The organism is Streptomyces sp. NPDC048349 (genome assembly GCF_040651925.1).
Taxonomy (GTDB): Bacteria; Actinomycetota; Actinomycetes; order Streptomycetales; family Streptomycetaceae; genus Streptomyces.
In genome coordinates, this window is record NZ_JBEZLA010000038.1 from 15,669 (window position 1) to 30,669 (window position 15,001).

The following is a 15,001-nucleotide window of genomic DNA, read 5'->3' on the forward strand; positions in this document are numbered from 1 at the left end:
CCGTGTCCGCGAGCCGCCATCCCGCCCTGTCCGCGACCGACCCCGAGCTGGCGTCCTTCGTCGCGGCGGAGGAAACCCTGCAGGCCGAGACCCTGCGCCTGATCCCCAGCGAGAACTACGTGTCCGCGGCCGTCCTCGAGGCGTCCGGCACGGTGTTGCAGAACAAGTACAGCGAGGGCTACCCGGGCCGCCGCTACTACGAGGGCCAGCAGAACATCGACCGCGTCGAGGCGCTGGCCGTCGAGCGGGCGAAGGGCCTGTTCGGGGTGGACCACGCCAACGTCCAGCCGTACTCGGGTTCGCCCGCGAACCTGGCCGTCTACCTGGCCTTCGCCGAGCCGGGCGACACGGTGATGGGCATGGCGCTGCCGATGGGCGGGCACCTGACGCACGGCTGGGGCGTGTCGGCGACGGGCTCCTGGTTCCGGGGCGTGCAGTACGGGGTCCGGCCCGGCACCGGGCTCATCGACTACGACGCGGTGCGCGACCTGGCCCTGGCGGAGCGGCCGAAGATCATCTTCTGCGGGGGTACGGCCCTGCCGCGCACGATCGACTTCGCGGCGTTCGCGTCGATCGCCGAGGAGGCGGGCTCGGTCCTGGTCGCGGACGTGGCGCACATCGCGGGCCTGATCGCGGGCGGGGCGCACCCGTCCCCGGCGGGCCACGTGGACGTGATCTCGACGACCACGCACAAGACGCTGCGCGGGCCGCGGGGCGCGATGCTGATGTGCCGGGAGGAGCACGCGAAGGCCATCGACAAGGCCGTGTTCCCGGGGCTCCAGGGCGGGCCGCACAACCAGACGACGGCCGGCATCGCGGTGGCGCTGCATGAGGCGGCGCAGCCGTCCTTCACGGCGTACGCCCACGCGGTCGTGGCGAACGCCAAGGCCCTGGCGGAGGCCCTGCTGGAGCGGGGCTTCGACCTGGTGTCGGGCGGTACGGACAACCACCTGATCCTGATCGACCTCACCGGCAAGGACGTGCCGGGCAAGGTGGCGGCGAAGGCGCTGGACCGGGCGGGGATCGTGGTGAACTACAACACGGTGCCGTTCGACCCGCGCAAGCCGTTCGACCCGTCGGGGATCCGGATTGGCACGCCGTCGCTGACGTCGCGGGGGCTGGGGGTCGGGCACATGCCGCAGGTCGCGGAGTGGATCGCGCGGGCGGTCGGGGCGGCGGCGAAGGCGGACGAGGCTGCGCTGGCGGGGGTCCGCGCGGAGGTCGCGACCCTGATGGCCGCCCACCCGGCCCCGGGCCTCCCCCTGTCCTGACCGGGGCTCCGCCCCGCCCCCCCCCGGTTCGGGGCTTCGCCCCGTACCCCGCGCCTCAATCGCCGGCGGGGCTGGATTGTCTCCTGCCGTCCGGCGGTGCGGTCGGGTTGCCCGCGGGGGCAGGGGGCCCGATGCCGGGAGCGGCGCTCAGTCCCGGGGCTCGGCCCCGTGCCCCGGCGCCTCAATCGCCGGCGGGGCTCACAGTGCGGGGCTCCGCCCCGTACCCCGCGCCTCAATCGCCGGCGGGGCTGGATTTGCCTCCGGTCGTCGCTCGGGTGCGGCTGGGTTGCCCGCAGGGTAGTCCCAGCGCCCGGTGCTGGGCTGGCGGAGCCCTGGACCGGCGGCCCCGCGCAGCGGCACCCCCGCGGCGGAGCCGGGCCGGATCTTCAGCCTCGCCGGCGTTGCAGCGCGGGGGCTGGGCAGTGCCCTGCGAAGCCCGGCGCAGTGGCACCCCCACGGCGAAGCCGGGCCGTACCTTCAGCCTCGCCGGCGTTTGAGGCGCGGGGCCGGGCAGCGCCCCGCGAAGCCCCGCGCAGTGGCACCCCCGTGGCGGAGCCGGGCCGGATCTTCGGCCTCGCCGGCGTTTGAGGCGCGGGGGGCCGGGCAGCGCCCTGCGAAGCCCGGCGCAGCGGCGCCCCCCGGGGCCGGGCCGGGGCCGCATCTTCGGCCTTGTCGGCTGCCGGGGGTACCCCGGCTCCGCGACCCGGAAGGATCCGGCCGGCGGCGGGCCCGAGCCCGCCCCCGCACCTGAGAGAATGAAGCCATGGCTTCTGATCGTCCTCGCGCGCTCTCCGGCATCCAGCCCACCTCCGGCTCGTTCCACCTCGGGAACTACCTCGGTGCCATCCGCCAGTACGTCGCCCTCCAGGAGACGCACGACGCGTTCTACATGGTCGTCGACCTGCACGCGATCACCATGCCGCAGGATCCGAAGGACCTCCGCGCGAACACCCGCCTCTCCGCCGCGCAGCTGCTCGCCGCCGGCCTGGACCCCGAGCGCTGCACGCTCTTCATCCAGAGCCACGTGCCCGAGCACGCGCAGCTCGGCTGGGTCATGAACTGCATCACCGGCTTCGGCGAGGCCAGCCGGATGACCCAGTTCAAGGACAAGTCCGCCAAGGGCGGCGTGAACAACGCCACCGTCGGGCTGTTCACGTACCCGATCCTCCAGGTCGCCGACATCCTGCTCTACCAGGCGAACGCCGTCCCCGTCGGCGAGGACCAGCGCCAGCACATCGAGCTGACCCGCGACCTGGCCGAGCGCTTCAACCAGCGCTTCGGCCGGACCTTCACCCTCCCCGCCGCGCACATCGTCAAGGAGGTCGCGAAGATCTACGACCTCCAGGACCCGGCGATCAAGATGTCGAAGTCCGCGTCGTCCCCCAAGGGTCTGATCAACCTCCTCGACGAGCCCAAGGTCACCGAGAAGAAGATCAAGAGCGCGGTCACCGACACGGACACCGTGATCCGCTTCGACACGGAGAACAAGCCCGGCGTCAGCAACCTGCTCACGATCCTCTCCACCCTGACGGGCGAGTCGATCCCGGCCCTGGAGGCCTCGTACGAGGGCAAGGGCTACGGCGCACTGAAGACCGACCTGGCCGCCGTGATGGTCGATTTCGTCACACCCTTCAAGCAGCGCACCCAGGAATACCTGGACGACCCGGAGACGCTGGACTCCCTCCTGGCCAAGGGCGCGGAGAAGGCCCGCGCCGTCGCCGCCGAGACCCTCGCGCAGACGTACGACCGCCTCGGATTCCTGCCGGCCAAGCACTGACGCGGGCACTGACGGAAAGAGGGCCCTGGCGAGACCGGGGGTGCTGCCCTCACACTGGCGGCAGCAGTCCATCCAGACACACGGAGGAGAGATACGTGGGGACCGTAACGCTCGGCGTTTCGATCGCGGTCCCGGAGCCGTACGGCAGCCAGCTCCAGCAGCTGCGCGCCGGCTTCGGGGACGCCGCCGCGCACGGCATCCCCACGCATGTCACCCTCGTCCCGCCGACCGAGGTCGAGGCGGACCGGCTCCCGGGGATCCGCGCCCACCTGACCGAGGTCGCGGCCGCGTTCCGGGCCTTCCGGATGCGGCTGGCCGGGACGGGGACCTTCCGGCCCCTCTCGCCAGTCGTCTTCGTCCAGGTCGTCGAGGGCGCCGAGGGCTGCACCCGCCTCCAGGGAGAGGTCCGGGACCCCCAGGGGCCGCTCAGCCGCGAGCTGGCCTTCCCGTACCACCCGCACGTCACGGTCGCCCACGGGATCTCCGAGGAGGCGATGGACCTCGCGTTCACGACCCTCGCCGAGTACGCGGCCGAGTGGATCTGCTCGGGCTTCGCGCTCTACGAGCAGGGCTCGGACGGGGTGTGGCGCAAGCTGCGCGAGTATCCGTTCGGCACCGGTCCGACGGGCGTCCCGGCGCAGCCGGGGTCACCCGCCGACGAAGCGGCCGGGACGACCGCCCTGCCCTCCTGACGCAGGGGCCGCAGGGCCCGGAGCGTGCGGAACCTGAGTCCGCGCAGGACGAGGGCGTGGAACGGACGGTCCGTCGGGGGTACTCCGCGAAAAGTCACAGTCGACGACCGTAGTACCCGAAACCGGCAATCCCGGCGATTTCCGACAGCTCAATTACGGTGACTCCATGGACTGGCTGACGAAACTCCCGGTGATCGGCCCGGTCGCCTCCCGTCTGATGCGGACGCACGCGTGGCACTCGTACGAGCGCCTCGACCGCGTGCACTGGACCCGGCTCGCCGCGGCGATCACCTTCATCAGCTTCCTCGCGCTCTTTCCGCTGATCACCGTGGCCGCCGCCGTGGGCGCCGGGCTCCTCAGCCAGGACCAGCTCGACCGGCTGCAGAAGAGCCTCGCCGAACAGGTCCCCGGCATCTCCGACCAGCTCGACATCGACGCGCTCGTCGCGAACTCCGGCACCGTCGGCCTCGTCGCCGGCGCCCTCCTGCTCTTCACCGGCATCGGCTGGGTGGGCTCCATGCGGGACTGCCTGCGCGCCGTGTGGGAGAAGGACGACGAGGACGAGGGGAACCCCTTCGTCCGCAAGGGCAAGGACGGGCTGGTCCTCCTCGGCCTCGGCGGCGCCGGCCTGGCCTCGGCCGCCGCCTCGATCTTCGGGGCCAGCGCGGTCGGCAAGACCGCCGAATGGCTCGGCATCCCGCGCGAGGGCGCCGGAGGCGTGCTGCTGCGCACGGGCGCCTTCCTCGTCGGCGTCGTGGCCGCGTTCCTCCTGCTGCTGTACGTCCTGACCCTGCTCCCCGGCGTCGAACCGCCGCGCGCCCGGCTGATCCAGGCCGCCCTCATCGGCGCGGCGGGCTTCGAGCTGCTCAAGCTCCTGCTCAGCGGCTACATCAGCGGAGTCGCCACGAAGAGCATGTACGGGGCCTTCGGCGTGCCGATCGCCCTGCTGCTCTGGATCAACTTCACGGCGAAACTGCTGCTGTTCGTCGCCGCATGGACGGCGACCCGCGACGACGAAGGGGAGGAGGCGGACGAGGAGGCGACCTCCTCCGGCGCCTAGCCCTTACCCCTTCGGGTGATTTCAGGTGTCCACGAGACGGCCCTAGACCAGGTCCTCGCCCCGGCTGCGCCGGCCGCGCGGCCAGCGGCGGTTGACCACGAACGCCCCGACCGACAGCAGGGCCAGCGCCCCGCCCGCGACACCGAGCGCGGTACCGATGCCGCTCGAGCCCACACCGGCCGCCGCCGGGTTGTTCTCGTGGGACTGGGCCGGGGAGCCGAGCGAGGAGGTGTCCGCGCTCTTGGGCGGCACCAGCTCACCCACCGGCTTGACCTTCCCGGCCGCCGCGAAACCCCAGTCGAAGAGCGCGGCGGTCTCCTCGTACACCGAGTTGGCGCCCCCCGCGCCCGGGTTCATCACCGTGACCAGCAGCTTGCGCGCGCCCTGCTGCGCCGCGCCGGTGAACGTGGCGCCGGCCATCGTCGTGTTGCCGTTCTTCACCCCGGCGATGCCCTTGTACGGGGAGATGCCGCCCGCGCCCGTCATCAGCCGGTTGGTGTTCTGGATCTCGAAGTAGTCCCGCGGCTTCCCCGGCTCCTGCACGCCCGGGAACTTGGCCTCGACAGTGCCGCAGTACTCGCGGAAGTCCTGCTTCTGCAGACCGGAGCGGGCGACCAGCGTGAGGTCGTACGCGCTCGACACCTGCTCCGGGGCGTCGTACCCGTCGGGTGACACCACGTGGGTGTCCAGCGCCTGGAGCTCCTCCGCGTGCGCCTGCATGTCCTTGACGGTCTTCTCGATGCCGCCGTTCATGGCCGACAGCACGTGCACGGCGTCGTTCCCCGACCGCAGGAACACCCCGAGCCACAGGTCGTGGACGCTGTACTCGTGGTCCTCCTTGACCCCGACCAGGCTGCTGCCCGGGCCCACGCCTTCCATGTCCTGGTCGGTGACCTTGTGGACCTGCTCCTTGGGCAGGCCCGGCAGCACGGTGTCCGCGAAGAGCATCTTCATGGTGGAGGCCGGGGGGAGCCGCCAGTGCGCGTTGTGCGCGGCCAGCACCTCTCCGGACTCGGCGTCCGCCACGATCCACGACCGCCCCGTCAGGTTCGAGGGCAGGGCGGGCGCGCCGGGCAGCAGGTTGACCTGCGTCCCCGGCTGGCCGAGCAGGGCTCCGCCGACCGTGGACATCGACGGCGGGGGCGCGGGGGCCGCCGGGGCCTTCGCGGTCTTCGGCGGCTGCGCCTTCCCGTCGGCGGGCGGGACCGGCGGGGCCGGCACGGCATGCGCGGGGGCCGCGAACAGCGCGGGCGCCAGCAGCGCGGCGGAAAGGACCGTCAGCGCGGTCTTCTTTACAGACACGCAGGTGAAATTACCTCCCGATCGGCTGGACGGCGGCGCTGACCGGCCCATTCGGTACAACCACCGCCGGGACAGCCCACCCCGGCGCGTCCGTCCTGGGGACCGATCCGATACTGGGGCCATGAAACTCAGCCGTACCGCCTCCTGGTTCCTGCTCGCCTTCGGAGTGTGGACCTGGTTCATCTGGGTGTCTTTCGTCCGGAACCTGTGGAAGGACGGCAGCGGGCAGGCATTCGACGCGGCGGGTGCCCCCACGGCCTACTTCTGGGTGCACCTGACGCTCGCGGTGGTGTCCTTTCTCCTGGGGACGGCCGTCGGAGTGATCGGGTTGCGCGGGGTCCGGGCGCTGCGGCGCACATCACGCACGCAGCAGGGCGCGAAGGAGCAGGGCGCCAAGGAGCAGGGCGCGAAGGAGCAGGACGCATGAGAATCGCCGTCTTCGCGCTGGTCGCGCTCGCGGTCGTCGCCCTCCTGGTGCTGGTCCACCGCTGGCTGTGGATCCGCCTGGTCCGCGACACCACCGCCCCCGGCGGCCTGCCCCGCCGCATCGGCACCGCCTTGGCCATCGCCCTGCCCCTCCTGTCCGCGGCCGCGCTGACCGCCGGCCGTGCGGGTGTTCCGTTCCGGCTCGAGCAGGCCGTGGCCTGGCCCGGGTTCCTCTGGCTCGCGGTACTCCTGTACCTGACCCTGACGATGCTCGTCGCGGAGCCGATCCGCGCGCTGTTGCTCCGCCGACTGGCCCACCGGGTCCCCTCCCGGGTGGCGCAGACGGCCTCCCCCGGCCGCCAGGACGGCGCCTGCACGACCACCACGACCACGACGGCCACCGCTGTCGCCCCGCCCGTCGCACCCGTGGCACCTGTCGCGCCCGCCCCGCCAGGCGCGCCCGTCGCACCGTCCGCGCATGAGCTGACCCGCCGACGGTTCGTCGCGCGCACCCTGGGCGGTGCGGCGGCCGCCGTGGCCCTCGGGACCGTCGCGAACGGCGCGTACGGCGCGCACGGTGTCCTGCGCGGGCCCGGCGTCCGGCGGGTGCAGGTCCCCCTGGCCAAGCTGCCGCGCGCCGCGCACGGCTTCCGGATCGCCGTCGTCAGCGACGTCCACCTCGGCCCGATCCTGGGCCGCGCCCACACCCAGCGCATCGTCGACACCGTCAACCGCACCCAGCCCGACCTCATCGCCATCGTCGGCGACCTCGTCGACGGCGACGTCGATGACCTCGGACCGGCCGCCGAGCCGCTGCGCCGGCTCACCGCCCGCCACGGCACGTACTTCGTGACCGGGAACCACGAGTACTTCTCCGGTGCCCGGCAGTGGGTCGACCACGTCCGCGAGCTCGGCCTGACCCCGCTGGAGAACGCCCGCCGCCCGCTGCCGTACTTCGACCTCGCCGGGGTCAACGACATCGCGGGCGAGAGCGAGGGCCACGGCCCCGACTTCGGGGCGGCGCTCGGCGACCGCGACCGGGCCCGTACCGCCGTACTCCTCGCCCACCAGCCCGTCGTCATCCACGACGCCGTCAAGCACGGCGTCGACCTCCAGCTCTCGGGCCACACCCACGGCGGCCAGCTCTGGCCCGGCAACTACCTCGCCGAGCTCGCCAACCCCACCGTCGCCGGCCTGGAGCGGTACGGCGACACCCAGCTGTGGGTGTCCCGCGGAGCCGGCGCCTGGGGACCCCCGGTCCGGGTCGGGGCGCCGTCCGACATCACCGTCGTCGAACTCGCCTCCTATCAGGCCTGACCGCCCGTCCCCACCGGCGGGTGTCCGGCTGCCTTGCTGCCTTGCTGTCCTGCCCTACGCCCGCTTCGGGTCCCCCGGATCCGCTGGCGAGTCCGGGGCCCGGTCCGAGACCCGCTTGCGGGCACCCGCCGTGGCCGTCTGCGCCATACCCGGCAGGAAGTCCGCGAACAGCTCGTGCAGTTCGCGCACCAGCGGCCGCAGCACCCGGAAGCGGGCCAGCACGATGCCCCGCGTCGTCAGCTGCGCGCCGCGCTCGGCGAGCCGACGCGTCTTCTCGCTGTTCGGCGACCGGTCGAAGACCCAGTACAGGACCAGGCCCATCTGCGAGAGCCACATCAGCTCCGGCAGCAGCTCGGCCAGCTCGGCCGGCACCTTGGTCTTCGCCCCCGCGAGCACCTCGCGGTGGATGGCGATGGCCGCCTGCCGCGCGTCCTCCGACTCCGGCGAGAACGGGCTGAGCGGACTTTCAGGGTCCGCCGCGTTCTTGAAGAACTGCGAGGCGAACTCGTGGTAGGGGGCCGCGATGTCCAGCCAGCTCGTCAGCACGCCCGCGAGCCGCTTCTGCAGATCGGTCTCGCTGTCCAGGATGGGCCGGACCGCCGCCTGGTGCGCGGCGCCGATCCGGTCGTAGAACCCCTGGACCAGGTGTTCCTTCGATTCGAAGTAGTAATAGGCGTTGCCGACCGAGACACCGGCCTCCTTCGCGATACCCCGCATCGTCGTCTTGTCGAAGCCGCGTTCCTGGAAGAGACGGAGCGCGGTTTCGAGGATGAGCGTGCGGGTCTGCTCGCTCTTGGGAGCCTTCTGATCAGTCACGGTGTACGAGCCTATCGGGGGACGGAGCAGTGCTCGTCACAGGCCGGGTCCTGCGCCCCCTGCGGGTGGCTCTCGGTGCGCACCGCCGCCCGCCACTTCGAGGCGGTGAACATGGCCGCCCGGGCGAAGGGCCGCCCGGCGGGCGTGGCGAGCCAGTTGGCCTTCGGCCGGTGCTCGGCCAGCGCCCACAGGCACACGATGAAGGCGTCGGTGCCGGTCCACACCTGCCCGGAGTCCCCGATCACGGTGATCTCGCGGAGCGTGGACGCGTGGTCGAGCTCCGGGTACCGCCGCCGGGCCTCGAAGGACGCGGCGGGCAGGAGCCGCAGGGGTACCAGCCAGCGCTGGCCGAGCAGCCAGTGCCTGATGTGCACGCAGAGCGGACAGTCGGCGTCGTAGAGCACGGTCAGGTGCCGTACGGCCCGGCCGGGGGCGGCCACCGGTCAGGCTCCGGCCGGTGCGGTCCACCCCTGCGGGGCGACCGGCGGGGTCTGCTGGCGCTCCATGATGCCCCGGCGGCGCATCTTGTTCAGGACCCAGACGTTGCCGAGGTGCATGACTCCGAGGACCAGCAGGACGACGCCGAGCTTGACCGAGAGCGCCTCGAAGAGGTCGCGGGCCTGGACTATCTCCTCGCCTGAGCGGAGGTAGAGGGTCACGAAGCCGATGTTCACGAGGTAGAAGCCGACCACGAGGAGCTGGTTGACGGCGTCCGCGAGCTTCTCGTTGCCCTGGAGGACGTCGCCGATGAAGACGCGGCCGTTGCGGCTGAGCGTACGGGCGACCCAGACGGTGAGCCCGATGCTGATGAGCAGGTAGATGACGTACGCGACCACGGTGAGGTCCACAGCCCTCAGCCCCCTTGAACGTGTTCAATACTGCTGACGGACATGACTGTAGAGGCTTTTTTGAACAGGTTCAAGCGAATGTGGGCCCAGAGGGGCGAGGGTGGGCGCGCAGGCGGAATGACGCCGGGTACCCGGCCATGCCGAAGGGCCGGGGGCGAGTTGGGGGCTACGGCGGAGGTGGCGGCGGCCGGTGCGTGGACACCGCGACGCGGCCCGCCCTCACGCCCGCCCCTGCGACGGGGCCGCGTCCGTGACCCGCATGGCCCGCGTGACCCGCATGGCCCACATGACCCGCGTGCCCCGGTGACCCGCGTGCCCCGTCGGCCTCACGCCCCGGCCGCGTGGGCGGCCCACGCGGCGGTCACGGCCTGAACAGCACTCCGCGCCAGGTCCATCCCGCGGCCAGGACCGTGTTCCGGAGCGGATCCTTCACGCCCGGGCGTACGACGAACGGCAGGGCCCCGTCGTTGGGCGCGAGCAGCGCGTCCCGGACCTCCGCGGCGGGCCGGGGTGCGACACCCTTCGCCGGGTACCCGGTGCCCAGGTAGGTGTCCAGGAAGCGGCCCGTTACAGCTTGAACACCACTGCGCGCCAGGTCCATCCGGCGGCGAGGACGGCCTCCCGCAGCGGGTCCTTCAGCTGGGCCGTGTCGAAGTCGAAGATCTCCGTCTTGTGCAGGCTGCCGTCCTCGCCCCGCTCGACCGACCAGCGCTTGGAGACCGTCTTCACCTGGCCGCGGGACTGCTCGGCGGCGATCGCCAGCCGCGGCGTGTTGCCGGCCCAGGTGACCTCCCACTGCTCGTCCAGGGCGCGGACCTCGTGCTTCTCCGGGACCAGGCGCATGCGGACCTTGAGGGTCCGGGTGAGCTGCGTGCGCAGGAAGAAGGTGTTCCAGGCGGGCTCCAGGATCCGCCACTCCGCCAGGAGGTCGGCCTTCTCCGCGGGGGCGGCGTTGCGCACGGCGTACGCCACGTCCGGAGCGTTGAGCGCGAGCAGCGCGGCCCGGACCTCCTCGGCGGTACGGGGGGCGACATCGCCCGAGGGGCGCCGGGTGCCGGTCAGCTTGTCGAAGAGGCCCATCGGCTCAACCTTCCTTCGTCCCGGTCTCGGGGCGGACGGTGCGCAGGAATTCCTGGAAGTCTCCCAGGACGCTGTCGTGCTGGGCCGCAGTGGCGGTCAGGACCATCTTGATCACCGCGCGCCGGTGCGGATCCCCGGCGTCCACCATGGCCAGGTAGACGTGGGACTGGACGAGGTCGCGGCGCGCGCCGCCGGCGACCGCCGAGAACGTCAGCCGCTGGGTCAGGCCCGGGGCGTCGGAGGTGCCGATCTCCCTGCGGTGGACCACGGCGACGGACTCGGCGACCTCGTGCAGGTTCTGCACCGCGGCGTCGGCGAGGCCCTCCAGGCTCGCCTCCTGCGGCAGGAACTCGCCGTCGATGGTGATGTTGGCCGTGAACCCGGCGTCGGGGTGCGGATGCAGCGCGACGAAGGCCACGCCCGGGGCGTTGACCGCGTCCGGCGGTGCGGGGCGCCAGCCTTCCGGCAGGCGGAACTCGATCGGCACGGGCAGTGTCGTGGACATCTGGGACCTTCCTTCCGGGGCAAAGTACATCAGTCGAACCAGCTGACGACTTCGTCCTTGGCACCCCCGGCGAAGTCGCCGACCGCGTCGGCGGCGTCGCCCGCAGCGTTGGTGAACTTGTCCGGGTCGAAGGTGAACTCGGCGCCGACGGAGCCGCCGAACCCGAGGGCGAGGCCGGCCTTGCCGCCGATGTGGAACTTGCCGTCCTCGCCCTTGCCGAAGGTGGCGCTGGCCTCCGCGCCGACGCCGGCCCAGCCCTCGGCGGTCCCGCCGGCGCCGATGCCCGCCACCTCGCCGCCCCCGGCGACGCTGGCCTTGCCGCCGGCGAACGCCTTCGCTCCGGCGTTGAGGCCCTCCGGGCCCACCCCGGCGCTGACCCCGGCCTCGCCGCCGGCGAATCCCTCGACGCGGCCGTAGCCGCCGACGTGCCCGTACTCGATCCGGCCCTCGTTCAGGGCCCGGATGCCCGCGGAGACCTCGGCCTTGCCGACGAGGCCCTTGTTGGTGGCGCCGTAGTTCGCGGTGGCCCGGGCTCCGCCGTACCAGTCCTCGACGCCGGAGAGCTTGACCCCGCCCACGGTGGTCGAGCCCTCGGCCTTCGCGTGGAAGAGGTCGGCGTACGCCTTGACCGAGCCCTCCTTGCCGTACTTGGTCCCGCTGACCGTGAAACCGGCGTCGGGGCCGGTCACCGTGACCTTGCCCTCGCTGTCGGTCTTCGTCTCGACCTTGGACTCGTCGGGCTTCCTGACCTTCGCCAGGTCGCCTTCGGCGTAGTTGTTGAAACCGTTGAGGGTGGCGTCGGCGCCCTTGCCGAAGGCGTCCCGGTTGCTGTCGACGACGGCGGCCTCGAGGGCGATCTTGACGAGCTGGTCGGCCTCGGTGACGGCCTTCACCCGGTCGTCGATGTGCGTCTGCCACTTGGCGACCGCTTCGCGGATGATCGTCTGGCCGTCGGGGTCGTGGTGGTAGGCGCTGCGCTCGGACGGGGTGAGCTTGGCGTAGTCGAAGGCGACGCGTCCCTGCTCGGAGACGGTCATGCCGGCGGCTATCGCGTCGTCGCGGCCGCTCTCGAGCTTCTTCTTCAGGTCGGTGAACTTCTCGTGGGCGTCGCGCAGCAGGCTCGCGATCGCCTTGGCCTGGCTCTGCGCGGCGGCGTACTCGTAGCGGGTCGAGGCGAAGCCCGTGTGGGCGGCCCCGGCGCTGACGCCGGACCAGCTGTCGCCCATGGTGATCTTCTGGACGGTCTCGCCGTAGCGGGTCTCGACCTTCTTCAGCTCGCCGGCCATCGAGTCCCACTTGGCGGCGGCCGTCGTCAGCAGGCCCAGGTCCGTGGTCATGACGTCGTGATAGGTCAGCACCGGAGCCCCTACAGACCGTTCAGCTTCGACTGGGACGTGAACTGGCCTTACAGGCCCGTGTCGTTGCGGGCGAAGAGGCCCGAGGCCCCGCGCAGCGCGTTCTTCTCCGCGGCCAGGCGGCCCATCAGGGTCTTCACCTGCTGGTCCCAGGTGTCCGCGACCTTCTTCAGGCCGGAGGCGGTGTCCCAGCCCTCGAAGCCCTTCTGGGCGGTGGCGGTGGCGTCGTCCGCGTGCTCGGAGGCCTTCTTGGTGTTCGGCTCGAGCTCGGTCTCGATCGTGCCCGCCGCGGCCTTCTTCTCCGCGGGCGTGGAGGCGAAGTCGGCGGAGCCGCCGGGACCCCCCGGAGCCAGTGGCCCCGGGGCCGTCGGCCCCGGATCCGACGGCACCTGGTTCAACCGCATGCCCACCTGACCGAGACCCTCTGACATGTTCACGCCTCCCCGTTCACAGGGGCTCGATCATATGCACCGCAGATGTGATCCGGCCAAGGCGCCCTGCGCGGGGCCCTTCAAGAGGCCTGGCGCGGCTGTACCCACAGGGCCTCGGCGAAGGCGCAGAGGTCGCCGGACGCCGTGGCCAGGGCCGTGCCGGCCGTGTACTTGCGGCCCTCGGAGCCGAGCAGCCAGGAGTAGGTGACGAGGCCCTCGCCGACCGGAACCGGCCGGAGCAGCCGCGCGGTCAGCGCGGCCGTGACGGCGCCGGCCGGGCGGCCGCCGAGCAGGCGCCCGGCCGCGTTCCCCGGGCAGTCCAGCGAGCCCCACACCAGCTCCGGCGGCAACAGGCCGTCAGGACCGGCGAGTTCGGGGGCGGGCGTCCATGCGGTGGCGACCACGTCCGCACGGCCCGGCACCCGGCCGCAGTGCTGGCGCAGTCCGGTGGCGGGAGTACGGTCCAGGCCGCAGCCGAAGCAGTCCGTCGAGCCGTCCGGCGGTGCCGCCCGGTAGGCCTCGGCCGCGGCCGAGGCCGCCGCCCACGAGGGGGCGTCGGGTACGTCGGATGCGCCGGTGTGCAGCTCGACGGGCGTCGCGGCGGCCAACAGCTGGTCACCGGAGGTGAGTTCGGTGCCCCCGTCGGCCCTCCCGGTGAGCAGGACCGGCGCACCCGTCGGGACCGGGCGGCGGAAGTCCACCCGTACGGTCTTCGCCGCGGCCCGTTCGGCGAGCAGCCCCGCCACGTAGCCGCCGAAGGCGACTCCCGGGTATCCGCAGAGGTCGGCCGGAACCGTGATCGTCTCGAAGTCGGTCATGGCGACCACTCCATCACAGACCCCGCCCGGGGCCCGCGGTCACCCCGAACTCGGTGGACAGGGCTCGGGAGCCTGTCCGATAGTCCGCCGTATGACTTCTCTCGTACGACACCTCACCTTCGACTGTTCCGACGCCTACGCCCTGGGGCAGTTCTGGGCCGGCGTCCTGGACGGCAAGGTCTCCGACGAGGACTTCCCGGGCGACCCCGAGGCCCTGGTCACGGCGCCCGGTCAGGCGCTGTTGTTCGTGACGGTGCCCGACGCCAAGACCGTGAAGAACCGGGTGCACGTGGACCTCCAGCCGCAGGACCGCACGCGCGACGAGGAGGTGGAGCGGATCCTCGCCCTGGGCGCCACCCTCGTCGGCGACCACCGACGGCCCGACGGCACGGGCTGGGTGACGCTGGCCGACCCCGAGGGCAACGAGTTCTGCGTGGAGCGCAGCGAGGCCGAGCGGGGCACGTGACCCCGACCGGCGGCGGCCTTGGCGCGCAGGGCGGTGGTGCAGTGCGCCGTCAGCGGGTGCTCCTCACCGGAGGGGGTGGAGGAACTCCAGCAGCAGGTCCGTGATCGCGGCCGGGCGTTCCAGCGAGGGCAGGTGGCCCGCCCAGGGGAGTTCCACATGGCGGGCGCCCGGGACGAGGTCCGGGAGGTCGGCGGCGACGCGGCGGTAGTCGGGGACGTCGTGGGCGCCGCCGACGGCGAGGGTCGGGGTGGTGACGGCGGCGAGGTCGACGTCCGGCGCCGGGAGCTCGTGCTGCTCGGCGGGGAGCAGGGCGTTCTCGAAGTTCCTCAGCTGCATGGCCCGTACGAGCGCGTGCGCGGCCTCGTCGGCGTCCGGGCCGAGCCAGGTACGGGCGTTCAGCGCGGCCGCGCCGGCCAGATCACCGGCCTCCAGCAACGCGTCCTCGGCGGCGCCGAACTCCTTCACCTCGGGACTGTCGGGCCGGTACCCGGGGCGCCCCGCGCACAGCAGCGCCAGCCGGGTCACCCGCTCCGGGTGCAGCGCGGCGACCGTCAGGCCGACCTGGCCGCCGTAGGAGGAGCCGACGATCGCGGCGCGCTCGATGCCGAGCCGGTCCATCAGTGCGACGACGTCGCCGTCGTCGCTGTACGGCTCCCGCGCGGCGGGGGAGTCCCCGCAGGTACGGAAGTCCATCCGGACCACCCGGAACCCGGCTTCGCCGAGCGGTCCGTACTGCGGATCCCACATCCGCCGGTCGCAGACGGCAGAGTGCAGCAACACCACGGCGGGCCCGTCCACGGGCCCGGACACCTCAAAGAAGACGCTCATCCCCGGATC

18 protein-coding genes are annotated in these 15,001 nt (G+C 72.5%); 7 read left to right on the forward strand and 11 right to left on the reverse strand.

What is annotated here, in order from left to right; translation table 11 throughout:
- Nucleotides 1–2 precede the first annotated feature (2 nt).
- The 4 genes from glyA (at nt 3) to AB0D44_RS21115 (ending at nt 4,800) form a co-directional block, all read left to right on the forward strand.
- Nucleotides 3–1,271, forward strand: a complete 1,269-nt coding sequence (gene glyA / locus AB0D44_RS21100) for a serine hydroxymethyltransferase (RefSeq protein WP_362593094.1) — start codon at nt 3–5, stop codon at nt 1,269–1,271.
- 763 nt (nt 1,272–2,034) lie between these two features.
- Entirely contained in the window at nt 2,035–3,048 is a 1,014-nt protein-coding gene (gene trpS / locus AB0D44_RS21105) for a tryptophan--tRNA ligase (RefSeq protein ID WP_362593097.1), read from the forward strand.
- Between the two features lie 95 nt (nt 3,049–3,143).
- Nucleotides 3,144–3,740 (forward strand): 2'-5' RNA ligase family protein, encoded by a 597-nt coding sequence (locus AB0D44_RS21110; RefSeq protein ID WP_362593100.1) that lies wholly within the window; start codon nt 3,144–3,146, stop codon nt 3,738–3,740.
- Between the two features lie 166 nt (nt 3,741–3,906).
- Nucleotides 3,907–4,800, forward strand: coding sequence for a YihY/virulence factor BrkB family protein (locus AB0D44_RS21115; protein ID WP_362593102.1), 894 nt, complete (start codon nt 3,907–3,909; stop codon nt 4,798–4,800).
- 42 nt (nt 4,801–4,842) lie between these two features.
- Here the strand turns inward: AB0D44_RS21115 and AB0D44_RS21120 are convergent, their stop codons facing one another.
- Nucleotides 4,843–6,102, reverse strand: coding sequence for a D-alanyl-D-alanine carboxypeptidase (locus AB0D44_RS21120; RefSeq protein WP_362593105.1), 1,260 nt, complete (start codon nt 6,100–6,102; stop codon nt 4,843–4,845).
- 121 nt (nt 6,103–6,223) lie between these two features.
- On the opposite strand from AB0D44_RS21120, the gene AB0D44_RS21125 reads away from it, so the two are divergent.
- The gene (locus AB0D44_RS21125) at nt 6,224–6,529 is read left to right on the forward strand and encodes a hypothetical protein (protein ID WP_362593107.1); all 306 of its coding nucleotides are present in this window, start codon (nt 6,224–6,226) and stop codon (nt 6,527–6,529) included.
- The gene (locus tag AB0D44_RS21130; RefSeq protein ID WP_362593110.1) at nt 6,526–7,845 is read left to right on the forward strand and encodes a metallophosphoesterase; all 1,320 of its coding nucleotides are present in this window, start codon (nt 6,526–6,528) and stop codon (nt 7,843–7,845) included. The genes AB0D44_RS21125 and AB0D44_RS21130 overlap by 4 nt, the downstream gene beginning before the upstream one ends.
- 54 nt (nt 7,846–7,899) lie before the next feature.
- Here the strand turns inward: AB0D44_RS21130 and AB0D44_RS21135 are convergent, their stop codons facing one another.
- From AB0D44_RS21135 to AB0D44_RS21175, 9 genes are all read right to left on the reverse strand, one after another.
- The gene (locus tag AB0D44_RS21135) at nt 7,900–8,661 is read right to left on the reverse strand and encodes a TetR family transcriptional regulator (RefSeq protein WP_362593112.1); all 762 of its coding nucleotides are present in this window, start codon (nt 8,659–8,661) and stop codon (nt 7,900–7,902) included.
- Between the two features lie 11 nt (nt 8,662–8,672).
- Nucleotides 8,673–9,101: a DCC1-like thiol-disulfide oxidoreductase family protein gene (locus AB0D44_RS21140; RefSeq protein ID WP_362593115.1), complete on the reverse strand. Its 429-nt coding sequence runs from the start codon at nt 9,099–9,101 to the stop codon at nt 8,673–8,675.
- Nucleotides 9,102–9,104: 3 nt separating this feature from the next.
- Nucleotides 9,105–9,509: a hypothetical protein gene (locus AB0D44_RS21145; RefSeq protein ID WP_362593117.1), complete on the reverse strand. Its 405-nt coding sequence runs from the start codon at nt 9,507–9,509 to the stop codon at nt 9,105–9,107.
- Nucleotides 9,510–9,870: 361 nt separating this feature from the next.
- Nucleotides 9,871–10,110 carry a hypothetical protein gene (locus tag AB0D44_RS21150; protein ID WP_362593120.1) on the reverse strand — a complete coding sequence of 80 codons (240 nt, stop codon included), beginning with the start codon at nt 10,108–10,110 and terminating at the stop codon, nt 9,871–9,873.
- Entirely contained in the window at nt 10,077–10,589 is a 513-nt protein-coding gene (locus AB0D44_RS21155; RefSeq protein WP_362593122.1) for a hypothetical protein, read from the reverse strand. Before AB0D44_RS21155 ends, AB0D44_RS21150 begins: the two co-directional genes overlap by 34 nt.
- A 4-nt stretch (nt 10,590–10,593) precedes the next feature.
- The gene (locus AB0D44_RS21160) at nt 10,594–11,094 is read right to left on the reverse strand and encodes a hypothetical protein (RefSeq protein ID WP_362593124.1); all 501 of its coding nucleotides are present in this window, start codon (nt 11,092–11,094) and stop codon (nt 10,594–10,596) included.
- A 29-nt stretch (nt 11,095–11,123) separates the two neighbouring features.
- Nucleotides 11,124–12,431: a hypothetical protein gene (locus AB0D44_RS21165; protein WP_362593127.1), complete on the reverse strand. Its 1,308-nt coding sequence runs from the start codon at nt 12,429–12,431 to the stop codon at nt 11,124–11,126.
- A 68-nt stretch (nt 12,432–12,499) separates the two neighbouring features.
- A complete protein-coding gene (locus tag AB0D44_RS21170; RefSeq protein ID WP_362593130.1) occupies nt 12,500–12,880 on the reverse strand; it encodes a hypothetical protein in 381 nt (126 codons plus the stop codon).
- Between the two features lie 80 nt (nt 12,881–12,960).
- Complete coding sequence (locus AB0D44_RS21175) at nt 12,961–13,698, reverse strand: hotdog fold domain-containing protein (protein WP_362593132.1); 738 nt, start codon at nt 13,696–13,698, stop codon at nt 12,961–12,963.
- A 91-nt stretch (nt 13,699–13,789) separates the two neighbouring features.
- Between AB0D44_RS21175 and AB0D44_RS21180 the strand changes: the two genes are divergently transcribed.
- Nucleotides 13,790–14,164 carry a VOC family protein gene (locus AB0D44_RS21180; protein ID WP_362593135.1) on the forward strand — a complete coding sequence of 125 codons (375 nt, stop codon included), beginning with the start codon at nt 13,790–13,792 and terminating at the stop codon, nt 14,162–14,164.
- Between the two features lie 63 nt (nt 14,165–14,227).
- On the opposite strand, the gene AB0D44_RS21185 is transcribed toward AB0D44_RS21180, so the two are convergent.
- Nucleotides 14,228–14,992, reverse strand: coding sequence for an alpha/beta fold hydrolase (locus AB0D44_RS21185; protein WP_362593138.1), 765 nt, complete (start codon nt 14,990–14,992; stop codon nt 14,228–14,230).
- Nucleotides 14,993–15,001: the final 9 nt, after the last annotated feature.